19 protein-coding genes and 1 pseudogene are annotated in these 22,276 nt (G+C 46.7%); 9 read left to right on the top strand and 11 right to left on the bottom strand.

Going from position 1 to position 22,276, the window contains the following annotated elements:
- Window positions 1–32: 32 nt before the first annotated feature.
- Window positions 33–647 carry a DUF1080 domain-containing protein gene (locus L5M18_RS18785; RefSeq protein ID WP_263198203.1) on the top strand — a complete coding sequence of 205 codons (615 nt, stop codon included), beginning with the start codon at window positions 33–35 and terminating at the stop codon, window positions 645–647.
- 155 nt (window positions 648–802) lie between these two features.
- Here the strand turns inward: L5M18_RS18785 and L5M18_RS18780 are convergent, their stop codons facing one another.
- The 8 genes from L5M18_RS18780 to radC all read right to left on the bottom strand — a co-directional run bounded on the left by L5M18_RS18780 (window position 803) and on the right by radC (window position 5,267).
- A complete protein-coding gene (locus tag L5M18_RS18780; RefSeq protein WP_263198217.1) occupies window positions 803–979 on the bottom strand; it encodes a type II toxin-antitoxin system RelE/ParE family toxin in 177 nt (58 codons plus the stop codon).
- 104 nt (window positions 980–1,083) lie between these two features.
- Window positions 1,084–1,368 (bottom strand): CopG family ribbon-helix-helix protein, encoded by a 285-nt coding sequence (locus tag L5M18_RS18775; RefSeq protein WP_011920070.1) that lies wholly within the window; start codon window positions 1,366–1,368, stop codon window positions 1,084–1,086.
- A 283-nt stretch (window positions 1,369–1,651) separates the two neighbouring features.
- Window positions 1,652–2,455 carry a lecithin retinol acyltransferase family protein gene (locus tag L5M18_RS18770; protein ID WP_263198201.1) on the bottom strand — a complete coding sequence of 268 codons (804 nt, stop codon included), beginning with the start codon at window positions 2,453–2,455 and terminating at the stop codon, window positions 1,652–1,654.
- Window positions 2,456–2,519: 64 nt separating this feature from the next.
- Window positions 2,520–3,080: a tyrosine-type recombinase/integrase gene (locus L5M18_RS18765; RefSeq protein ID WP_220732458.1), complete on the bottom strand. Its 561-nt coding sequence runs from the start codon at window positions 3,078–3,080 to the stop codon at window positions 2,520–2,522.
- 141 nt (window positions 3,081–3,221) lie between these two features.
- Entirely contained in the window at window positions 3,222–3,635 is a 414-nt protein-coding gene (locus L5M18_RS18760; RefSeq protein WP_263198199.1) for a DUF2787 domain-containing protein, read from the bottom strand.
- 240 nt (window positions 3,636–3,875) lie between these two features.
- Window positions 3,876–4,232 carry a type IV toxin-antitoxin system YeeU family antitoxin gene (locus tag L5M18_RS18755; protein WP_249555226.1) on the bottom strand — a complete coding sequence of 119 codons (357 nt, stop codon included), beginning with the start codon at window positions 4,230–4,232 and terminating at the stop codon, window positions 3,876–3,878.
- A gap of 128 nt (window positions 4,233–4,360) precedes the next feature.
- Window positions 4,361–4,723: a hypothetical protein gene (locus L5M18_RS18750; protein WP_011071648.1), complete on the bottom strand. Its 363-nt coding sequence runs from the start codon at window positions 4,721–4,723 to the stop codon at window positions 4,361–4,363.
- Window positions 4,724–4,760: 37 nt separating this feature from the next.
- Window positions 4,761–5,267, bottom strand: a complete 507-nt coding sequence (radC, locus tag L5M18_RS18745; RefSeq protein WP_249555224.1) for a RadC family protein — start codon at window positions 5,265–5,267, stop codon at window positions 4,761–4,763.
- Window positions 5,268–5,399: 132 nt separating this feature from the next.
- Here radC and L5M18_RS18740 point away from each other — a divergent pair, with 132 nt between their 5' ends.
- From L5M18_RS18740 to L5M18_RS18705, 8 genes are all read left to right on the top strand, one after another.
- Window positions 5,400–5,597 (top strand): helix-turn-helix transcriptional regulator, encoded by a 198-nt coding sequence (locus tag L5M18_RS18740; protein ID WP_099458512.1) that lies wholly within the window; start codon window positions 5,400–5,402, stop codon window positions 5,595–5,597.
- Between the two features lie 872 nt (window positions 5,598–6,469).
- A complete protein-coding gene (locus L5M18_RS18735; RefSeq protein ID WP_249555221.1) occupies window positions 6,470–9,322 on the top strand; it encodes a UvrD-helicase domain-containing protein in 2,853 nt (950 codons plus the stop codon).
- 596 nt (window positions 9,323–9,918) lie between these two features.
- Window positions 9,919–10,299 carry a hypothetical protein gene (locus tag L5M18_RS18730; RefSeq protein WP_249555219.1) on the top strand — a complete coding sequence of 127 codons (381 nt, stop codon included), beginning with the start codon at window positions 9,919–9,921 and terminating at the stop codon, window positions 10,297–10,299.
- Window positions 10,296–12,791 (top strand): Hsp70 family protein, encoded by a 2,496-nt coding sequence (locus L5M18_RS18725; RefSeq protein ID WP_263198194.1) that lies wholly within the window; start codon window positions 10,296–10,298, stop codon window positions 12,789–12,791. Before L5M18_RS18730 ends, L5M18_RS18725 begins: the two co-directional genes overlap by 4 nt.
- Window positions 12,792–12,794: 3 nt before the next feature.
- Window positions 12,795–14,264, top strand: a complete 1,470-nt coding sequence (locus tag L5M18_RS18720) for an ATP-binding protein (RefSeq protein ID WP_263198192.1) — start codon at window positions 12,795–12,797, stop codon at window positions 14,262–14,264.
- Between the two features lie 12 nt (window positions 14,265–14,276).
- On the top strand, window positions 14,277–15,926 hold the full coding sequence (locus L5M18_RS18715; RefSeq protein WP_249555213.1) for a hypothetical protein: 1,650 nt from the start codon (window positions 14,277–14,279) through the stop codon (window positions 15,924–15,926).
- A gap of 384 nt (window positions 15,927–16,310) precedes the next feature.
- Window positions 16,311–16,691: a hypothetical protein gene (locus L5M18_RS18710; RefSeq protein WP_249555209.1), complete on the top strand. Its 381-nt coding sequence runs from the start codon at window positions 16,311–16,313 to the stop codon at window positions 16,689–16,691.
- Window positions 16,692–16,739: 48 nt separating this feature from the next.
- The gene (locus L5M18_RS18705; protein WP_249555208.1) at window positions 16,740–18,185 is read left to right on the top strand and encodes a peptidoglycan-binding domain-containing protein; all 1,446 of its coding nucleotides are present in this window, start codon (window positions 16,740–16,742) and stop codon (window positions 18,183–18,185) included.
- Window positions 18,186–18,551: 366 nt separating this feature from the next.
- On the opposite strand, the gene L5M18_RS18700 is transcribed toward L5M18_RS18705, so the two are convergent.
- The 3 genes and pseudogenes from L5M18_RS18700 to L5M18_RS18690 form a co-directional block, all read right to left on the bottom strand.
- Window positions 18,552–19,262: a M48 family metallopeptidase gene (locus L5M18_RS18700; protein WP_263198189.1), complete on the bottom strand. Its 711-nt coding sequence runs from the start codon at window positions 19,260–19,262 to the stop codon at window positions 18,552–18,554.
- The gene (locus L5M18_RS18695; RefSeq protein ID WP_263198187.1) at window positions 19,262–21,991 is read right to left on the bottom strand and encodes a type I restriction endonuclease subunit R; all 2,730 of its coding nucleotides are present in this window, start codon (window positions 21,989–21,991) and stop codon (window positions 19,262–19,264) included. The genes L5M18_RS18700 and L5M18_RS18695 overlap by 1 nt, the downstream gene beginning before the upstream one ends.
- A 76-nt stretch (window positions 21,992–22,067) precedes the next feature.
- Window positions 22,068–22,276: pseudogene (locus L5M18_RS18690) on the bottom strand (IS3 family transposase); the annotation flags it as partial.

The following is a 22,276-nucleotide window of genomic DNA, read 5'->3' as shown; positions in this document are numbered from 1 at the left end:
TCCTCTAGCGGTCTAAATAAATAGGAGTCTAAATGAAAACCTCGTTAACTATGTTAGTTGCAGGTGTGAGCCTGAGCTTAAGTATAATGGCGAATGTGTACGCGGCGGAGCAAACCTTCACCATGTCTGCTGTATCGGGACTAACCGATCTTAAATTCGTTGAAGTGACCCCTGGCTCCTCATGGTCGCAGAAAGACGGCGTTATTATCAGTGAGGGTCAAGGGGAAAGTTACCTTGTGACCCAAGCCGATTACGATGATTTTGTGTTGGAAATGGATTTTAAACCCAGCGATGAAATTAACGCTGGCGTGTATATGCGCTGCGCTGACATCAGTAAAATTAAAGCCAATACTTGTTATGAAGCCAATATTTGGGATAAAAGCAAGAAAACTCAGTTCCGAACCGGTGGGATTGTCGATCGTCAAGCGGTTACCAATGCGCAAGATACCATTAATCAATGGAACCACTATAAGTTGACCTTAAGTGGTGACACCATTGAAGTAGAGTTAAACGGCAAAGTGACTGCGATACTAATAGATAGTCAATTAAAGCAAGGCTTTATCGGTTTCCAGCATAAGGGAAGCGGTAGCGTCGAGTTAAAAAATATTCAACTGAAGCCATTGAGATTAGGTAAGGTTATCGAGTGATTAGTTATAGATAGGTTGCGCGATAAAATAAATGAGTGATCGGCAAGGGATTAAGGTCCCTTGCTTCTGTGCTCATAGTAGAACAGTAGCGATATTCACAATGGCAAACTTGATGACATAGTCCATTGGGGCAATCCGTCGCTGATTCAGCCACATCAATAACCGGCTTCTTTTTGGTGGCGGATACACAACACTGTCAATCGCTCGCCGCCATCATACTGGTACATTGCCAAATAACCTGTGTCACCAAAGTCAATCAGCAGCTCCCTAAAGCTAAAGTCATTGTCATCGATAGGCCGACCAATGTCTGGATAGCATTCCAGTTTTCTAATGGTATTGATTATGGCGCTGGCAGCCCGTTGTGCGGCATGTGGATTTTTGCTGCGAAGAAACTCACGTCAGCGCTCTAAATCACGTAATGCTGTGGCGGTGAAGATTATTTGTGGCATGTAGGGGCTGCCTTTTCATTTTCACTTCCCCAAGACTCCAGCCAACTCACCACTTCGTCACCGGTGACATGCAAGCCTGATGTCTGGTGTTCTTCCCATGCGCGTAACGCTTCTTGCTGCAACGCCTCGCGTTTCTCTTCTCTCTCAACGTATTCACGGATCGCTTCACGCATCATCCAGTGTGATGAACGTTTACGGGTTTCGGCTAAATGCTCGACTCTGGCTTTAATATCGGCATCTAATTTTACCGACACGGGTTTGATTGTGCTCATCTGTTACTCCATAGGTCATGCTTAGTACTACTAGGTAATGCCTTAGCATAACGTGGTATAAAAAAATAATGATTACACGTTTACTCGCCTGCTCGAGCAACGCCATAAGCTCAAGGATGATAGAAGATAGTTGTATCACTTAACGGGACAAATATGTTACGCCGTCTCACGCTAATCTTTACCATAAAAGGCAAGAGGCGTGAAAACGATAGCGGCGAGTTTGCCGCTTCGTTTATAGGGTTGGGTGATGGGTGACTTAGCACTCAATACTGCGTGATAAGCATTATGATCTTAGCCAATGCCATGCATCGGATATCAGCTCAGCACCGGCTTTTACGCCATTGATGCCCACTTCTGCTGTCGTCAACACGGTGTTTAAGCCGGTTTCTAAACTGCCCGTGACGAGTTTGATCCCTGCATCGGCTATCTCTCCTTGGCTTAAGCAAGCATAACTTTCACCTAGAGTTTGTGTAGTGCCTTTTAGTAGGCATTCGGCTGGCTTAGCAACAAGATCCCCTGGTGTCCCTAGGAGTGTGTTGACATTATCGGGTAGCCCTAGGTATTCACCAGTCATTTTGATGGCGGTCGAGGCTAATACGACGTTTGCGACAGTCCCCGTTGCCAGCTTTGAAGCTGAGCTCCCCAGTAAGCCTGCTCTGGCAGAGCCTTGCAGGGCAACGTGAGTGAGATTACTGACTTGATTGGAGGTGCTGATTCCTTCTAAGCATTCGTTGACGAACTGCTCACAATTGTTCGTAGCAACGCTATATGGGGTGTGACCCAGCTGACTGCGCGCTAGCTCAATGGCCAGATGGGGAAACAGCGTGGACTTTTTCACTCTGATGCTATGGCCACCAGCAAATCGCTGCAGGTCGATTTCTTCAATCATGCCCTGTTTAGATAAGTGAATAACATTTCCATAGCCCACATAAAGGCCATGGTGTTCGGTTAAGCCGAGAGGATCGATGTTGGTAACAAGGTGATCGCCAGGTTGTAATACTTGCATGAATGTTTCCTTAGCCAAGGTTCTATCATTGCGACGTGCTATTTCAGCATGCAGACTGAGGTTAGTTGCAGGTGTTCGCATTGATACTCAGTTGGCTGTGTGAGGATTTAAGAGGAGGCGCTATTTTGTAAGGTGTAAGCGCGGGTTAGATTTCTAGCTCGACAAAGTCCTTATCGATATCGTCTTGCTCAATACCGATATACCGCAGGGTGGTTTCTTCGGCGCTATGCCTGAGCATCTTCATTACTCGGCCAATGTCTTTGGTTTGTTGATACAGCAGATAGCCACGGGTTTTGCGCATCGAGTGGGTGCCTAAGGCGATTTTGAGTTCTTCACCAATCATCGCCAGTGCTCGGCAGATATAGCGGCGTGACAAAGGCGCGGGTTTGATGTTTTTAGCCCTTTGATTACGATAGGACTGAAACAGGTAGATATGGTTAGGATGCTCGCGTGCAATTCGTTGTATCCGTTCCAGCGTCTTTTGGTTGAGTTTGATATTGGCGATTTTGCCGGTTTTGGACTCCTTAATGATGAGTCTATCGCCGTGGATATCACTGAACTTAATCGAGAGTAAGTCAGAGATCCTAAGGGCGAGATTAAGGCCGATATTCCATACATCGGCCAGTTGCTGGCTAAACTGTCTTTCCAGTAGATAGCTGATAAGCTTAACGGTGTCTTGATCTTTAACGGCTTGAACCTCAGGCATGGTCATGTTCCTCTTTTTTGCTATAGCGTGTTTTTGGGCACTTGCGTTGTTGAGAGCCGCATGGGGCAAGGGTTTGAGTGTTCCCGTTTTATGGTTACGGGAACTTGCAGGCGTTCAACAACATTGAAATTACGATGCGAGTTAATCCAAGCTCACCTGCACTTGATAGGCTTCCATCTGGTAGTAACTGACAAAGTTATCGCTAAACAACTTAATCAGCCCCTGTGATTCCCGCTCAGTAATCCAGCCACTAAACAGGCTATAGACCTGCTTGCTGTTAAAGCAGATATCGATGTCTTTAACCAGTTCAGGGAAGGGATGGCCACGAAAAGCAAAGTCGGTGACGTAAACGAAACGCCAGTGATCTTGCTGTTTCTCAAGCCGCACTTCGACGGGATGAAAGCCGCCGGCTTCGGCGCTGTAGTCGGGATCGCGAAAATTAAGGGTGATGGCGTTGGCGTCTTTTGGTGTGACGTTTGCTAGTTCCTTTTCAATCACTTGGTAAAAACGATCGGGCATCGCTGGCAGTTGGTTACGCTTGATGGTTAATGTCATGGGATATTCCTTGTTTGATTTACATGCATACGAAAGAGCCAAGGCGCAGTAACGCCTTGGCTCTTGTTGTCTATGCGGTTGGGTTAATAAAACAGTTCTTGGTCGAGCGGTTTAAGGTGAGTCGCTAAGGGCTGCTTGATAGAGCTCTAAAGCTAGGGTTTAGGAAATGGTGTTTACAGTTAGGGGGGACAGGTTTACGAACTCGAATAGATTATCGAGTGAGGGCTAGGGTGCTGGTGGTTAGTGGCTTAGCTTTGGTTTAGCTTCGGTTTGATAAATCGCAATATACAAATAGCCGTGGCTACCTAAGGTATCAGCCTCACAGGTAAAGCCTGCGTGTTCAATGCTCACGCAGTGCTGCTCTGTGGCATCAATCTCGCCGCTGGCCACCAGCCGCTCAAGCTGTTTAACCATGGCGGGAAAGGCCTCGACAAATTGTTGTTTAATGGCTGGTGGAAATTCACCAACAAAGCTTGAACGGTCATGGAGATAATCCAAATGCAGGCCGCGTAAAATCAGCCTCGCACCAAAGCGAGGAGTCACTTTACGGGGCAAGCCCCAGGCGTGCTCAATATCGAAAAGTTTTAGGGTTGTCATAGTGACCTCAATGGTTGAATAGAACTTTAGGGAATTGGTTGCTTATTAGCGGACTAGCTAGAGCGGTGATAAATACCTAGGCGAGTACAAGTGGTGAATACCGCTGTATATCCAGCAGGTAAAGGTCTTTAAGTATGCACACTCCAATTAGGCTGTTCATTGCTGCCATGGTTAAAGTACACGCCATTGATCACCCGCTGCCATTCACCTGTTGGCACACCATAACTGTCACAGGGACAAACATAGCGGCAGAATGCAATCTCCTTGGGCAAGTGCTCAACCACATCTCGGTGAAACACACTCAATACGGTTTTATGTAGCAGTGGATTAGGTGCCACAATCGGCTTGCCAATCACTTGGCCCATGGCATTAAGTGGCCGTACAAACATCGGCAAAATTAGCTCAACTGCTAAGCGGTTACGCAGTTCCGGAAACGCGGCGCATGCCTCAGCAACACAGGCCTGTGAAAAGCTATCAGTAAATTCAATCATGATGGACTCCTTGAAAAATGGTTGGCATTAACGCTGACTAGAGTAAGCCGCGCTCAGCAAAGGACACTGGCGTGCGGCCAACCACGATATGGTCAAGCACGCGCACATCGATAAGCGCCAGCGCATCGGTTAACCGTTTGGTTATGTGCTTATCTGCCATTGAAGGTTCTGACTCACCGGAGGGATGGTTATGGGCAAAAATCACCGCCGCGGCATTGACGGCTAACACCGCCTTAACCACTTCCCGTGGATAAACACTGGCAGCATCTAAAGTGCCAAAGAACAACTCTTTAAACTCCAGTAATTGATGTTGATTATCGAGCAGCATCACCGCAAATACTTCCCGCTCATAACCGCCCAGTTTGTAAGTTAAAAAATCCTTAGTGGCCTGTGGATTGGTATAGGCGTCTTTCTTTACATAGCGTTCGGCAATGATATTGGCGGCAGAGGCAAGAACTTCATCGGCAGTTTGCGGCCAATCGTTGATCGGTTGGTTTAGCAATGGGGGCTTTACGGATTGGGAGGACATCGCTTTTGTTGACATATCAGGCTCCTTGAAAGCGTTAATGGGCTTATGCACAGGAGTGATATATATCTGAAAAGATTTGGAAATAAGGAAAAAGTTAAAAATTACTCGAAGGACATATGTAATGAGACAATAACCGAGAAACTCATCATGAAACTAATTCGCCTTACTAAAGTTATGGATTATACCGGCCTAGCGCGCTCCACTATCTACAAGTACATCGCAGAAGGAACATTTCCCAAACCAGTGTCACTTGGTAGCCGAGCTGCTGCATGGGTAGAAAGTGAAGTGCAAGAATGGATTTTAACAAGAATAGAGGAGCGTGATGCCCAAAGTGCAACCGCTTAAGCTCATACCAACACCCGTTTTACTGCACATTAATAAACTTCAGAATATCCTTTACAATCTCCTGCCTTCAAAGGCTAAGAGTGTCCTCCATGACTAGATTGAAATGCTTTTTCTTGGCTGAATCCCTCTTTAAGTAAGCCTATGAGCAATAACTACAAACAACCTCACTAAACCAAGGGACCACCGAAAACAAGCTAGGGTAAGGACAAAATTCAGAGCTTACTTAGTTACGACACTTTCTGTCACGATGCATTAAGTACTTGAATGACTAGACTATTCAAGCAGGGCAATAACTTGACATATAGGCAAGCGCATCGCCCTCACCGGCATGCGCCTGTCTTGTCGCCCTGATGATCAACACAAAGGACTGAGACATCCACCCCTTAGTCCTTCGTCCTCAAAGCGTTTAACTCCAGTTATGTTTCAAAAGACGAAGAGAACATATTTACATGACCAAATCACCTGCCAAGAAAACCTGCAAAGGCTTTGAAGATACCCCAAGGGATACCACCAACCAACTGCGTGACAGCATATGCACAATGCAACTTCTCCATCCAAGGCACTTGATAGTCAAGCTGCTGCATGGGTAGAAAGTAAAGTGTAAGAGTGAATACTGGAAAGGATAGCGTAGTGGAATTATGCGGTGACAGAAATGCCTTTAATAAATCCTAAAATAGACGATCCTATCGACACTATCTCGCTGGTTGTGCTTCGAAAACAGCTCAAATATGAGCGTAAGCACGCAATTTCTGCATGTTAATATAGATTAAAGTGCACTTTACTTAAAAAGTTTATACAGTTTGTAGTTACTAACACACAAAGTAATTCTACCAATATGTTTTTTCTGATCGCTCTTTCAAGAGTTCGTACTCATGTCTAGCGCAAATAACTGCCTGCAATTTAACCTGATTGGAAAATATTTTTTGCGCCGTAAAGCCCTTGCTTTAATCGATGATTCCCTAGTTATTATTGCTCAGAACGAACAAGTGTCTTCATGCTCGTTTAAAGATTGCAAACAGTTCGCAGTCTACGTGCCAGGGCTACTTGGTGGCGTGTTAACGATTTCCGTCGGCTCTAAGATTGAACAATATCGCTTTCTTTCTAAGCATCACGCAGAAGTTTTTGTAGCGTTACTCAATGGGAAGATTGCTGACTTTATCTGTGGCTATCTTTCTCAAGTTTTCCAAGATTTTAACTCTTTTGTTGTTAATCGTTATCCGCGTGATTCTTGGCTTGACCAAATAACAGCATTATGTGCTCAACTGGCGGGAAACTATAGTCAACAGCAGGCACTTTGGGATGCTCATTTGGCGCCAGATTTCATTACGCAGGTGAAAGAGATCGTACGTTTTCATCCTGTTCAGCCAGAGGCTATTCGCGAATACCATGAATCTCATCAACTCAAGAAGCGAAGCAGCTTTTTTGACCGTGTTGAATCCAATCCTTTGACTCATGAGCAACGCCTTGGCGTGTTGCGTTCCAATGATAAAAACATGGTGCTGGCAGCTGCGGGTACAGGAAAAACCTCGGTAATGGTTGCCAAGGCACTCGACCTTATCGATCGTGGGTTAGCTAAGCCGTCTGAAATCTTAGTTCTAGCGTATAACAAAACCGCTGCCGAGGAGCTTAAACAACGGCTCGAAGAAAAAGCAAAAAAGGGCGGTATTGAACTGCAGTCCTCGCCGCATATTTCAACCTTTCACGCTCTCGGTCGTAAATTGCTTCGTGAATGTGGCGTCCCTACCTACATGAGTGTGTTCACCGAAGATAATATCAAGTTAAAACAGTGGGTGACTGATTGGCTGACACGGTATTTGTTGTCTGACAACACTCGTATGCTGAGTTTTATCAGCTTGTTCCCAGAACCTGTAAATCCCTTTGATTTCAAATCTAACGATAATTATGAGCGTTATGTTCGGGACAATGAATTCCGCACCCTTAATGGAGAGAAGGTTAAAGGTTACCAAGAACTACAGATCGCCAACTTTTTGGTGATGAACGGCATCAACTATCGGTATGAACCACCATATGTGAGTAAGCGGCGGATTGAAATAGGGTTCGACTATCGACCTGACTTTCATGTTTGCGATACCCATGTATACATTGAACACTTTGGCATAGACCGGGAAGGTAAAACCCGACCTGACATAGACTACCTTGCTTACAACGAGTCCATGAAAAAGAAGCGGCTCCTCCATGCTGAATGTGAGACCCGTCTAATTGAGACCTTCCACTATGAATGGTTAGAAGGAACCCTAGAGTCCGGCTTGGGGCGAAAACTTGCGGATGAAGGTATTACACTAACACCGATAGACCTCAAAGAGATCTTCAAGAAACTGGAAGATGAAGGGCTGGTCGCAACTTGGAGTGATCTGTTAGTAAAGGCATTGCAAGCTATCCGGGTTGAACGTCTCTCTGATGAGGCGATTCACGATCGTTTAAAGCAATCAGGTATCGCTCAACCAAAAAAAATTGCCGATATTCTGGGATCTCTTCATCGGGGATATACCGAAGAACTTAAGAGCCAAAATGCGATTGATTTTGATGACATGATTATCCGAGCCACCGACGTGGTGAACGAAGCAAAATACACTCCAGAGTGGACCTACATCCTTGTAGATGAGTTTCAGGATATTTCAGCCGCTCGTATGGAGTTCATTGAGGCGCTCATTGATAAGGGGCCTTGCCCGACCTTAACAGTAGTGGGTGATGACTGGCAGTCTATATATCGCTTCTCTGGTGGCAAACTAGAACTGACAACACGATTTGGTAAGAAAGTCGGTAGCTATACCGAAACCAAGCTCCAGAAAACATTTCGCTATAACAACAGTATTGCGAATACAGCAGGTCAATTCATCATGGAAAATCCTGAGCAGTACAAAAAATATATCGAAACACATACTCAAGTCGATAGTTCGCAGGTGTATTTGCTGGATGATAAAGTGGGTAAGAAAGACGGTGTTTATGAGCGTGTTGAAGAGGTTGTACTGAAGATCCGCGAAAACGACTCAGTAGGTAGTATTGCGGTTATTGCGCGCTATAACTATTTGCTCAATGATGCAAGAGCCGTACTTAAAGCCAGTAAATTGCTGGATGGGGTTCACTTTTGGAGTTTTCACAAATCAAAAGGGTTAGAGGCGGACTATTGCATTTTGATTGGTTTTTTTCAGGGGAGAAGTGGCTTTCCGAATGAAAACCGAGATGAAGCGATTGTCGAGGCGCTTCTCCCCATGTTGGATTCGTTTAAACATTCAGAAGAACGCCGCCTATTTTACGTAGGCATAACACGGGCAAAGAAGAAATCCTACATAATTGCCGATCCGACAGCGCCTTCAGAATTTATCACAGAACTGCTGGCCCCAAAATATGACATCAATATTTTCTCCAAAGCGTTTCAGGAGCAATACCGCAAGATCTTCAAATGTCCCAACTGTGTAGATGGTTACCTACGTTTATTAAAGGGGCAATATAGTGACTTCTATGGCTGCAGTACCGGATTAGGCTGTAAGGTAGGTAAAGCAAGGGTTTGCATAAAGTGTGGCGCCCCCTCCGTTGATGGTCGTAGCGCAAGTGTGTGCAATAATACTGCTTGTCTGAACAGTTTTAGAATTTGTGAGCAGTGTGGGCGTCCGATGAAGCAACGTGAAGGCCGTTTTGGTAAATTTTGGGGGTGCTCTGGATACGGCATTAAAGATGATCAGTGCAAACATACTTTGAACAGTTGACTAATAAAATAATCGACTATGCCATTGCAAGTCAAATACGTGCGACCCGTTTGAGGTGGCTTGGCAATCTAGCGTTCAAACGTAGCATTGTAGTATACCCGTCTTATCATTTTGAGTTGGTTCACATGTAGGTATAATTTTATAGAACACCGTGTTTTTTAATGATATATCTACTCAATGAAAACCTAGTTGAAGGCTGTGACAAGCGAGGTGAATGCCAAGAACCATTGGTTAAGCTCATCGTCAGCTTAACCATATATGTTACTTTTTACTCATCAAAATCGCATACGCAGTATGATTGAATAACCTTGTTGGGGATATTAATGCCCATAAGTTTGCCTGCGATTCATTTGCTGAGGCAACAGCGGTAATTTTGGATTGTAGCAATGCCCTTTGAAGATCGATGCTGGGATCGTACACAAGGCGGCTTAAATCTATATGATTAGTAGTTACCAACATCGCTATAAAAGGCGGGAAATCAGTAATTTCACAGCGCCAGCATGATGATACTTATGTACTGCTGAAGAATATTTCAACATCTCCTGAGCATTATGCCTAGAAAATGGAAGTTAATATGAACAAATTAGGAGAATAAAATGGCTAACTCTGAGCAAAACGCAATACCACCTGAGGCAATGCGAGAGGCTGTGATCACCATGGCTTTAGAATCTTGGCGCTTTGCCAGAGTATTTGAGCGCATGTTATTGAAAATCGATGCTGGTGAACAAAACCGATACAAAAGCCAGTTTCGGTGGTTCATTAAAAAAGTTGATGAAGCTTTGGAGTTGGCGGAATTGAGAATAGTCAATGTAGAGGGTCACCCTTTCGATCCTGGTATGGCAGCGACCCCACTGAATATCGAAGAATTTGATTCGAAGGATACCTTGATGGTTGATCTGATGCTTGAACCAATCATTATGGGTAAAGAGGGTTTGGTTAAGACAGGAACAGTCACTTTGAGGAAGATGGATCTATGAAAAATTATGTTGGCATTGATTTGGGGACAACTAACAGCGCAATTTGTTCCTATGACGGCTCCGAAACTCGCATTTGGAAAAGTCCTGAACAAAATGATGTGACACCATCTGCTATTTACATTGACCGTCGTGGCAATAAATATGTTGGAAAGCGAGCTTACGACTCTGCGCCGCATAGTCCAGACAACTCGGCGATGTTATTCAAGCGTGTAATGGGTACAAGTACACCAATTCAGCTATCGGCAGTAAATCTAACCAAGACGCCAGAGGAATGCTCCGCTGAAGTACTAAAAGTATTGTTCGGGTACTTGCCAGAAGAAATTAGAAATGACCCGGATACGGGGACTGTAATAACTGTTCCAGCAGCATTTAACCAGATGCAGAAAGACGCAACAATGCAGGCTGCTAGTATGGCCGGCCTTGGTAATGTTGCACTTATGCAGGAGCCAGTCGCTGCAGTTATGAGCGTCATGCGTGCCCGCAATACAGATGGTATGTTTCTAATTTATGATTTGGGTGGCGGCACGCTCGATATTGCTATTGCAGAAAGTATTGGTGGAAGGGTAAATCTTCTTGCCCATGGTGGTATAGCCATGTGCGGTGGTCGGGACTTCGATAGAGTATTAGTCGATAATGTGGTTCGTCCTTGGTTACTTGAAAAGTTTGATCTCCCAGATGACTTTTCTGTAAACCCAAGCTTTAAATCACTCATCAGACTGGCTACCTGGGCTACCGAGCGAGCAAAAATTGAACTTTCAGCACGCGAGGAAGTTGTTATTAGTCTTTCAGAAACTGAAACACGAGTTAGAGATCTTAACGGAGATGAAATCTATCTCGACATCCAACTGAAACGTGAAACTTACGATAATTTGATTGCAGAGCGTGTAGCCGAATCGATTAGCTCAGCTCGCGAGGCCTTAAATAAAGCTGGACTATCTCCTCATGACCTTGAGAGAATTGTTTTCGTGGGTGGTCCAACCAATTATAAACCTTTGAGAGATAAGGTTTCTTATGAGCTTGGAATACCGGGAAACACTGATGTGAATCCGATGACAGCTGTGGCTGAGGGAGCAAGTCTCTTCGCTGAATCTATAGACTGGGGTTCCCAGAACCGATCACGCAAAAACACCCGAGGTCAAATCTCCTCCGGTGGAGGAATTGATCTATCTTTCAATTACATTGCTCGTACTCCGGATGTTAAAGCGAAGATAGCAGTGCAGCTTGCCGGGCAAGCAGCCTCAGGTTCAGAATTTCAAATTGATAGTGAAGATACTGGTTGGACATCGGGTCGTATGCCACTTAAGCATGGAACTACTCTTGACGTGACTCTGTCAAAGTCCGGCGAAAATACCTTCAAGGTATTTGTATTTGATGCTGTTGGTGGCCCACTTACATTGGAACAGGACAAAATTGTCATTACTAGAACTGCAGCAACCGTGGATGCAATTCCTGCCTCTCATTCTGTTGGTATTGAAGTCTTGGAGAAACTCGGTGGTCGCCCTGTGCTCGACTATCTGATTCGTTTTGGTGATTCACTCCCTAGGAAGGGGAAAAAGATATTCAAAGCAGCTGAATCTTTAAAGTCAGGTGCATCTGGATCACTTAACCTGAAACTTTGGGAAGGTGAGATTGAAGATCCCATCACCGACAACCGCCCTATCGGTGTGTTAAAAATTTCAGGCTCTGATTTTGATGATGGAGTAATCCCCGCTGGAGCCGATCTTGAATGTGAATTTGAGATTTTGGACTCTGGAAACATAGTTATTGAAGTTTCAGTGCCCTGCATAGGCGGTACTTTTCATTCCGGCAGAAACTTCTATTCTCGACAGGAAGGACAGATTGACTACACAACTGCTGCCGTCATGGTTGTTGAAGAAGGGGAAAGAACACTAAATCGTATTGATGAAATCAATAAGGTAGTGGATAACCCCAAACTTGAACAAGCAAGACAGAAGCTTGAATCTGCAACAGAACTCGATCCAGAAGAAGCAGAAAGTGAAGAGTCTCAAGAGGCCATGGAGAAAGTGTTCGAAGCACGAAAACTGCTAGCCCAAGTAAGAAGAGAGCACCTTAAAGAAATTCGACAAATAGACCTCAACTCAGTGGTGTCTTTTTTCGAACAATTAATCCGTGAACATGCTCGACCATCCGAAACTTCGGCTTTCGATAACTTAGTGAAAACTGCTCAGCGCTCAATCGATCGAAACGACAACGATTTTGAACACCACCTTGATGAACTTAGAAATAAAAATTTCGAAATCCTATGGCGACAGGATTGGTTCGTGGTTGAGCGTTTCAAACATTTGGTTAGCTCCCCACATTTATTTGCAGACAAGCATCGTTTCGATGAACTTACCCAGCAAGGAATGCTGCTTATGCGATCCGATGACATTGAAAAACTCCGCGCCGTTGTAGCCGAACTTTCGATGATCCAGATAGGTGGAAGCCCTGACAATGAGATGTTCGATGTGGCCAACATTATCAGGGGATGATTTATGGCGAAGGATTTATGGTTGCCTAAAGGGTTTGAGTTATCGGACGGTTCGAAAATCCGGTCGCTCCTCTATGCAGGAGACGAGTGGCAGATTTTCGATACCAACGGCTCGAACAATATCCTGCTCACACGTCCGGAACTGGCACGGAAGTGGGATGAGTTCGGTTTTCTCGACAGATCCCTGTTCGGGGACGTCGCGTTAGGGAATGAATCATTCCAGAGCCTGAGCAGCCATAAAAAATACACTCTGGCGGCGGTCGAAAATGGGAAATCCCCGGAAAACAAGGTCGATGCACTGGCCTTTGCCTTCGCCCTTAAAGAGTCTCGGAAATTGTCGGATGATGCCTCCTTCCATGATGCCGTTTATGTGGAACAGTACTCCAAACTGCTCCCGGTCTGGACGCTGACACCTGACGTCGATGATGAAGTTGTCTTGGGAACCTGGATCACCGGCGGGGTCGTCATCGCCACAGAATCCTTCCGGCGCTTGACCAACCTGACCGGCTGGATGCCCGCTGGTGATCTTGCGGAGATTGTAAAGGCGGCAGGATTTAGCGTACCTGCTGATGCGGGCCTACTGGCCAAGCGCAAGCCCGCCTCTCAAACCAAGAGCGACGCGAAGCTCGCTTTTGCCAAGGAGGCAGTCGAATCTGAACAGCCGAAAGCGCCCGAGGTACGGGCAGAGGTCAAATTTTTCAAACTTCCAGGGCGACCACAGCTTGAGGAGTTCTTCAACGAACATATCATCGATATTATTTTTAATGCTGAAAAATACAGACAATTGGGTATCGAGTTTCCATCCGCCGTTATTCTGCATGGGCCACCCGGCTGTGGAAAGACATTTGCTGTAGAACGACTCGTTGAATTTATAGATTGGCCTAGTTACTCAATTGACTCTAACAGTGTTGGCAGTCCTTACATTCATGAAACCAGCAAGAAGATTTCCGAAGTATTTGATAAAGCAATTGATGCTGCCCCCTCCATTATAGTAATCGACGAAATGGAGTCATTTCTGTCGGATAGGCGATCAGGAAGCTCATCTGGATTGCATCACGTTGAAGAGGTAGCTGAATTTCTTCGGAGAATTCCTGAGGCTATTAAAAAAAATGTTCTGATCATAGCAATGACAAACCTGATCGAGATGATCGATCCAGCTATTCTCCGTCGGGGACGATTTGACCACATCATCGAAGTGGGTATGCCGTCGAGAGAAGAAGTTGCGTCGTTAATAGATTCGCTCTTGAGCAAACTGCCGAAAGCCGCTGATCTTAAAGTGGACGAGATCCTTGATGAGCTCACGGGTAAAGCGCTTTCAGATTCCGCCTTTGTCATACGTGAGGCAGCTAGGATTGCTGCCAAGACTGGAAAATCAGAACTAGATCAAGAGAGCATCTTAACTGCACTGAATAGCTTACCTAAAAATCAAGAAAAAAGTAGCAGGCGAATTGGGTTCGTCTGGGATGACAAATAACTGGAGGGGAGCATGGACCTTTTACAAAACCCTTTTCATATTTTAAATGCCAGTCCTCGAGACAATCGTCGACGAATCATGGAATTGGCAGACGAACGTAGTTTATTGCTAGATTCAAATCAATGTATGGAGGCTCGTTCGGATTTAACTAATCCTCGAAAAAGGCTATCGGCTGAAATTGCTTGGCTACCGGGTATTGGACCTAAACGTGCAGGAGAGCTCTTGTCACTTATCGAGTCTTCGCCAACAGATCTACTAGGCGTCGATAATCTGTCTTCAATTGCGCGGGCGAACCTGCTTGCATCAGGACTCTCTCGTTTGCCTGAGAACAACGCTGATGACGTTGCAGAGTGGATTCTAGATATCGCTTGGGCGTTTGAAGATTTAGGCCCCGATGAGCTAAGCGTAATAATCAACGAGGAGCGGGTAGTCTCTGGTTTCCCTGAAGTTGTGGACCTTTCAGCCGTTGAATCTGAAATTCAGGAACGGAGGAGACATTATCGCCAGATCATCAAGTCTGCCCTCGACAATCTTTCTCCAAAAGAGCTCGTAAAAGCAGTTACAATTGCCGTTGAATCCGCGACTGACGATGGGGAGGTGCACGGCCCCATTCTGATAGCCGATCTCATTGATTCGTATGAGGTGGAGGCACAGGGATTTCTTGACAAGGAAGAAGGGAACATAAGAGCTCTTGTCGAGAAACTGTGGGCAGCCGTCGATGCAGAACGGCCCGATTCCACATTGGCCCCCATGGTGAATCAGCTAATCCAAGTTGTTAAAAACTGGGACACAGTTGCTCAGCCGATACAGGTCAGCACAAAAAGTCGAGGGCTCGATCACGATGCCAGTCACCGCGTTGCCGGTCTGGTTCGTGGCCTGGCGATCCATATGTTCAACGAGCACGGCAAGCTCGATTTCTCGCAGCAACTCACGAACATGCTGCAGGAAGTATTCGCGGAGGTTGGTGAGGTTGCCGAACGCACCGCTGAGGACGCAGATGCACTTGGCGAGATAGCGGAGCAAAGAAAGCTAAGCCGGTTACTCGACCCGATTTCTGATCTTTGTAAAGCAGCGCTGGAGAGCTCTGAAAAGCAACCAACCTCTGCTGATAGGGAGGCGCAGAAAGTTATGAATACTGTGCCCCAGCTTATAGCGAAGTTGTCAGCATCAAAACCCGGTGCCGAAATTCTCTCGCAAGGCAAAGATGAGATTGCACTGACCCTGATGCATTGCGCAGTTGTTTACGGCAACAAAACGGAAAAGTGGAAGCCGTGCATTGCATTCCTTGAAGAGGCATTCAAGTACGCCAGTAGCCAAGAGGTAAAATCAATAATCCAGAAGAACCTCAGCACTGTTAGAGATAACGATAGGCTTTATGGGGACCTCATACCCATCACATCAGCTCCGAGTCTCCATACAATAAACGGGATTGGCACAACGATGTATGGTTCAACTGACCATGACCCTGCATCAGGAACGTACCTTTCTACCCATTATTTCGTATTTTTTGCAATACCCATTTTTCCGATAAGCAGATATCGGGTAATACCAACTGGTAACGGATACCGTTTTCTCGGAAAGGCTCCGCTACGGACATTTGATAAGTGGCACATTGCAATATCTCTGGGCCTGATTGCCTGGATGTTTATTAGCATGCAATGAACGAGAGCAACAGTATGGATAAAGACAACAAACGCGGATTCTCAGGTCTCAGTGATCTGACATCGGATACCGGGACTCTCCCACAGTCTCAGCCTCGTCAAACCAGTCCACTGCCATCAGCACCACAAATGCCGGTGTTCGCCTTGCTGGAGCTGACCAAATGGCCGACTCTTCCGGCTCCATGGTCGAGCATAGATTCTGGCGAGACCTCGGTCTGGGGGGATGTCTTCCTGACTTTTCAGAAGAAGCCGAAGACCGTTCTTGACCTCGCCATGGAAATGCAGGGGAAGAAGGCCGAGTACCGAGGGATGATCTATCACTACGCCATGTCAGTTTTTTTACCGTATCGACAGAAATCCTCATGGACCATCGCACCGACCGATTATGACTGTTGCCCTCGAGCAAGCCGATATGGGAATACTGGCCAAAATTCTCGGCTGCGAAGCTGGCGAGCTCCTTCAAGCAGAGGGTGGCAGCAAAATGGGACCGCTGATGATTGGTCTCTTTACCGGCGAGACACGATTGAACCTTGGTGATTATGAAGGCGACACAAGCCCACAGTCGGTCAAGCGGAGGTTTTTCGAAATCCTGGGTCGGCAGTTGGGAGTAAGCGGCCAGCCAAAGATGATAGGCGACCTGGCGCAGGCGCATGGGCATCCGGAAACGGGACTGCCCGCCAAAAAGAAAAACTCCGGATGCGCCCCGGTGATTCTCTTGTGCATTGGTATTGGCGGTCTGGGCGCTTGGGGGCTGACGTTCATATGAGGGAGCTCGGCATGAGATTTATGTGCGAAACGGAAGGGGTCGGTGTCCATGGCTGGTTATAACGACAAGAACAAAAAAGGCTTTTCAGGGCTCTCTGACTTGGCGTCCGAGGTCAGTGACATCAATGAGCCCATAAAGCCGGAGCCAAAAACGGAGGCTAAGCCATCAACGCCTAAGCAATCACCCCAGCCCCAGCGTGACACTTCGACTTCCGAACCCGAGCAAAAATCTACAAGCTCTCCTCCGCCTGTCGAAAAAGTAAACACTGGCAATAACGAGGGCGGCTCTGGCGGCAAATGGATTCTTGGCATTATCAGTGTCATCTTTGTGATCTGGCTGATTAATAATGTAGAGCAGAGCAACAAAAAGCCTTCATATACTCAGCCATCGTCGTCACAGAGCTACGGTTCCTCGAAGAGCACACCGGCTCCGGTTACTCAAACGCAAAGCAACACCCAAAGTGCCGGGCTGCAATATACAAAGCCTTCGGTCGGCTCCAATAACGTATTGTCCGTACCGGAAATTCGCTGGTGTATCCGCGAAGGCATTCGTATTGAAGCGATGCGCGACATCATTGATAACAATACGGGCATCGATGAGTTCAACCAAATCGTCAATGATTACAACAGTCGCTGCGGGAGCTACCGTTATCGCGAGGGTTCCCAGTCTCGAGCTGAACGTGATGTGGAAGCCTACAGAACCCAGATTGTCTCGGAAGCCATTCGCGAGGCCAAACAGCTGGGACGTTCCTATCAACCCTCCTATCCATCGGTTTCGCCAGGCGTATCGAGCAGCACCGCTCCCAAGAAGCCCAATGCCCAATACACCAGAGAGGCACAACAGCTTCTGACCGATCTCGGCTATGCCCCCGGTCCAGTGGATGGTGACTATGGCCGCCGGACAGCCGACGCGGTAAAGGCCTTTCAGCGTGATGCAGGTATCACCCAGGATGGTTGGATTGATGAAGATTTGCTGAGCACACTACGGAGAGCAAAGGCCGCTTATAAACAGCCAGCCTATCAGTCTGAGCCGCAGAGCCAGACAAGTTTGCAGCCGCGTTCCAGCACCCCTCCGGCTACTGCTACAGCTAAACCAAAAAACCTCTCCTACGAGGAACAGTCTAAGTACGATGCTTCACAGCGTCTTCGCAGGCTTGGTTATGATGTGGATTGGCGAACCAACTCTTTAACGGACATGCTCGATGCAGAATCTAGGATCGGTACGGCGAACCGCCTCGCCCGGCTCGGTTATAAGGTGGATTGGCGAACAAGCTCTCTGACGGACATGCTTGACGCAGAATCCAGGATCGGCACGGCGAACCGCCTTGCCCGGCTCGGCTATAAGGTGGATTGGAGAACAAGCTCTTTAACGGATATGCTTGACGCGGAATCTAGGATCGGTGCGGCGAATCGCCTCAAACGGAAAGGAATTTCAGTAGATTGGCGAAACTACTCGCTAACACAGTTGTTGAATATGGAGTATGGGCAGAACTGACCTGGGCCGTTTATATTTTCAACGGATTTTGTCAAGTCGCTATCTGGCGCAGCATCAGCGGAAATTTCGAAGCGAGATGATTCACGAATGCCTTGGACTTCGGAACACACTAAATGGCTCGTCGACACCGGCGAACGACTGAAAACTGCCGACGGCAAGGAGGTCGAGGTCTGGGAGTTCCGTCATGAGAAAAATGAGGCAGTGCTTTCGGCTTGGCGGCAAAACACGTCCAAAATCATTACTGCTAGGGTACAAAGATCGATTTCCGTCCGCCACCGGAATATTTAGTTTATACCAAACACAACTTTACCTTCAGGGGGGCTTCTCATAAGCCAATGAAAATATTGTGAGTGGACATATTGCGAGCTAATACCCCCACTTATCAAATGCTAAGGGCGTGCGGTTAAGTGTTCGGCGATACTCGGGCCATTTGGGCAAGTGTTGCTGCATCAGGGCTTTGAAGCGTTCGTTATGGTGGCGTTCAAGTAAGTGAATGAGTTCATGCACAATGATGAACTCAAGGCATTCTGGAGGCTTTTTCACGAGTTCGAGATTAAGCCAAATCCTGCCAGTGCTTGGATTACAGCTACCCCACTTAGTTTTCATCCGTTTAATGCCGACAAACGATGGTGTTACGCCAATTCGTTCTTGCCATTGCTGCATCAAGGGCTCTAGGCGTTTGCGTAATATCTGTCGATACCAGTCCTGCAGAATAAGCTGACGCTTCTCGGTCGTAATCTCGGTTTTACTGGTAATAGCAATGCGACCGCCTTTGAGTTTAACACTTGGGCTGGATGACACATTGACATCGAGTCTGTAGCCGCGGCCCCACAGATAGTGAGTTTCGCCACTGCACATTTCGCGTTCGGATTGGCGAGGCTGTGCGGCAAAGTCGGCTTGTTGCTCGCGGATCCAAGCAAGGCGTTTCACCACTGCCATACGAATGGCGGTATCACTGAGTTGTAGCGGTGCCGATACCCGCACCTTACCCTCCGGTGGCAGCACCGAGATATGCAGGTTTTTAATCGGTTTGCGCTGCAAATCTAGTGTGATATTGCCAATGGTAACGTCTGCCATTAATGGTACTCTTTTTGAGCCTTAACTAAGTCCATTACTGCCTTAACATCCACCTTGTAGTCAGCAGTTTCTTGTTGTACAGCCCGAGCGATTTCCTTCTCTTTGAATCGGTCACCCAACCAATCTGCTTTTTTAGTGTAACGTACGGCCGAGTCGATTTTTGTTACCAGCACTTCGTCATTACCAAAGTTATCGAACAGCGCCCGTTTGGCCATGGTATCCATAGTTTCTGGGTACGCTTTTGAATTGTTACTGGCTGGGTATTTTACCTTCTTCGCCAGTTCTCGTACTTTTTCCAAATATTCCTGGTATGAGATCGCTTGCTGACGCCGCTGCTGGATGAGTTCATCCAGTAGTACCGACATCTGCTCGTAATACTTAGGGTTAACCGGGTTCTCATCGACTATGGTTTTACGCACGTTGTTTTCGATGGCTTCCGCCATAGCCTCAGGATTCTTTTTCATATCCTTTGGCAAGCCATCCAAGGCCTCAGTGCCTTTTTGTACAATCAGCTCAATCAGACCCAGCTCTTCAAAATCCATCAAGGTTTCGCTTGGGTCGGCGTCAATATACAAATCAAGCATTTGGCGCATCGCCGGCTCAAACTGTTTCATGTCCACCACGTCACCGCTGGCGATTTTGATTTCATCGCGCACTTTGCTGTAGTGCTCCACCTCTTGGCGGATCACCTCGGCTTCGCCTTTGCTGTAGCCGGCTTGCTGCATCTCACTGGCAATATTGGTGAAACAGCGGATCAGTTTCGACACGCTTTGGTAAAGCGTTAGACGCAGCGCCTCTTTTTCACTGAGCTCGTCTTCAAGCGCCCCCGGCTGACAGCAGAAATAATGCTGGTAATCAATTTGATGCTGGGGTGCTTTCACAGGTTCGCATAAGGTTTTCACGGCCTCAAGCGCATTGTCCAAATCATCTTTGGCCATCTTCAGCCGGTCTTTCAACAGTCCCGCGACGTCTTCTTTGTCATAGCCTTCAAAGGCTTCACTGGTGTAGTCGTTGACTGTTTTTTCCAGGCATTTAAACAAGTCTTTGTAATCGATAATGTAGCCATAATCTTTATCATCACCATCCAAGCGGTTGACCCGGCAAATCGCCTGGAACAAGTTATGGTCAGCCATCTTTTTATCGATATACAAGTAGGTTGCAGAAGGCGCATCAAAGCCGGTCAGCAGTTTGTCCACTACGATCAGTAGCCGCATTTGGCCAGGCTCTTCGATAAAGCGCTTTTTCACGGTTTGCTCGAATTCTTCCACTCGCTTGGCTGCTTCATCTTCCGATTGCTCAAAAAACTCGGCCAGCATTTTGCGGTAAATCTTGTACTTACTAAGTTTCTCTGTCGCGCCGGCACCAGTTTCTTCGCCCTTAATTTCAGCGGCATTGGGCTGATAGCTGGTCACTATCGCACATTTACCCAGAAACCCTGCGTCGGCAAACATTTCATACACTTTGCACGCCTGATAGACGCTGGCACACACCAGCATGGCGTTACCTGCACCTTCTTTTAAGCGTGGTTTGGTATCAAAGTCCATCAGGATATCGCCGACAATCTGTTCTAGCCGTGCCCGACTGGAGAGCAGCTTTTGCATCGAGCCCCATTTTTGCTTGATTTGCAGCTTACCCAAACGCGATAAATCTTTGGTTTTGGCTTCAAACCATTCATCAACTTTTTTCTGCGACTTCACCCGCTGGTCAATATCACGCGCTTCGTAGCGTAAATCGAGCACCACCCCATCCGATACTGCTTCGTTAAACTTGTAGGTGTGAATATAAGTGCCAAAGACTTCAACAGACTTTTTCTTGTCCTGCTTCATCAATGGTGTGCCGGTAAAACCGATAAATAGCGCATTCGGCAGAATGCTCTTCATGGCTTCATGAAGCAGACCCGACTGTGTGCGGTGACACTCATCGACAAACACAAATATGTCACCTTTAGGCGAGAAGTCAGTTGGCAGGCTTTTCTTCATCTCACTGATAAAATCGTCGGCGTTAACAGTTGATTCGTCATCGTCCTCGCTATGACGACCAAATTTATGCACCAGCGAACACACCAGCCACGGGTTTGGTTTGTTGAGCTTAACCACCAAATCAGCACCGCTTTTACTGCGGTAAATCTGCTCATCAACGCCGGAGAACACCTTTTCAATTTGTTCGTCGAGTTCGGTACGGTCGGTGACCACCAGCACGCGCGAATCACGCACATTTTCACGGATCCACTTCGCCAGCCACACCATGGTCAAGCTTTTGCCGGAGCCTTGGGTGTGCCAAATAATGCCGCCTTCGCGGCGTGCAATAAATTTCTTGGCTTCGCTAATACCAAAATACTGATTGTGCCGGCAGGTCTTTTTACGGCCCGCATCAAACACCATAAAATCGTGGATAAGTTCTAAAAATCGCTTCTTTTGGCAAATTCGGCTGATGTGGAAATCCAGAATGTATTCATAAGGGTTAACACAGTCTTCTTTCCACTCTAGGTAATGTTTGGCTGAGGTTTCGATGGTGCCATAGCGCAGGCCCTGGGTATCGTTGCCGGCCATCACTAACTGCATAGTGGTAAAGAAATTACGGATAAAGTCTTTTTTCTGGTTATCGAGGTTTTGCGCAATACCCTCAAATACCGATACGCTGGAACGCTTAAGCTCAATTACACCCAATGCGATACCATTCACATACAGCACCAAATCAGGGCGCTTTTTGTTTTCGCCTTTAACTGTCACTTCTTCGGCAATGGCAAAATCATTCGCCTCAGGGTTTCGGTGTTTTTCAAGATAGTTGTCACTCTTTGTTTAAATATTAAGCTGCATTTATTACGCCTTCTTCTGGTGCCTTATCTGGGTTGAGTGTTACAGCGCCAACCGCTTCACAATTTCTGATCTCTGTAGACCAACGCATCGGTTTTCTTTCCTTCGCCGCCTCAAGCACTTTCTTGCGCTTCGCTAAAATAGCGCCATCTTGCAGTGCATGACGTTGCCCTGGTGAGACAAAATTTAGCTGGCTGTGTT

It is taken from the genome of Shewanella sp. SM20 (assembly GCF_025654545.1).
Lineage (GTDB): Bacteria > Pseudomonadota > Gammaproteobacteria > Enterobacterales > Shewanellaceae > Shewanella > Shewanella oncorhynchi.
The sequence above is the reverse complement of the archived record's forward strand: the minus strand, read 5'-3'. Positions and strand labels throughout refer to the sequence as shown.

Bases quoted from the DNA above. Each gene is read 5' to 3' on its own strand.
- L5M18_RS18785 (WP_263198203.1), top strand. From the start codon at position 33: ATGAAAACCTCGTTAACTATGTTAGTTGCAGGTGTGAGCCTGAGCTTA.
- L5M18_RS18775 (WP_011920070.1), bottom strand. From the start codon at position 1,368: ATGAGCACAATCAAACCCGTGTCGGTAAAATTAGATGCCGATATTAAA.
- L5M18_RS18770 (WP_263198201.1), bottom strand. From the start codon at position 2,455: ATGCGAACACCTGCAACTAACCTCAGTCTGCATGCTGAAATAGCACGT.
- L5M18_RS18765 (WP_220732458.1), bottom strand. From the start codon at position 3,080: ATGCCTGAGGTTCAAGCCGTTAAAGATCAAGACACCGTTAAGCTTATC.
- L5M18_RS18760 (WP_263198199.1), bottom strand. From the start codon at position 3,635: ATGACATTAACCATCAAGCGTAACCAACTGCCAGCGATGCCCGATCGT.
- L5M18_RS18755 (WP_249555226.1), bottom strand. From the start codon at position 4,232: ATGACAACCCTAAAACTTTTCGATATTGAGCACGCCTGGGGCTTGCCC.
- L5M18_RS18750 (WP_011071648.1), bottom strand. From the start codon at position 4,723: ATGATTGAATTTACTGATAGCTTTTCACAGGCCTGTGTTGCTGAGGCA.
- radC (WP_249555224.1), bottom strand. From the start codon at position 5,267: ATGTCAACAAAAGCGATGTCCTCCCAATCCGTAAAGCCCCCATTGCTA.
- L5M18_RS18740 (WP_099458512.1), top strand. From the start codon at position 5,400: ATGAAACTAATTCGCCTTACTAAAGTTATGGATTATACCGGCCTAGCG.
- L5M18_RS18735 (WP_249555221.1), top strand. From the start codon at position 6,470: ATGTCTAGCGCAAATAACTGCCTGCAATTTAACCTGATTGGAAAATAT.
- L5M18_RS18730 (WP_249555219.1), top strand. From the start codon at position 9,919: ATGGCTAACTCTGAGCAAAACGCAATACCACCTGAGGCAATGCGAGAG.
- L5M18_RS18725 (WP_263198194.1), top strand. From the start codon at position 10,296: ATGAAAAATTATGTTGGCATTGATTTGGGGACAACTAACAGCGCAATT.
- L5M18_RS18720 (WP_263198192.1), top strand. From the start codon at position 12,795: ATGGCGAAGGATTTATGGTTGCCTAAAGGGTTTGAGTTATCGGACGGT.
- L5M18_RS18715 (WP_249555213.1), top strand. From the start codon at position 14,277: ATGGACCTTTTACAAAACCCTTTTCATATTTTAAATGCCAGTCCTCGA.
- L5M18_RS18710 (WP_249555209.1), top strand. From the start codon at position 16,311: ATGACTGTTGCCCTCGAGCAAGCCGATATGGGAATACTGGCCAAAATT.
- L5M18_RS18705 (WP_249555208.1), top strand. From the start codon at position 16,740: ATGGCTGGTTATAACGACAAGAACAAAAAAGGCTTTTCAGGGCTCTCT.
- L5M18_RS18700 (WP_263198189.1), bottom strand. From the start codon at position 19,262: ATGGCAGACGTTACCATTGGCAATATCACACTAGATTTGCAGCGCAAA.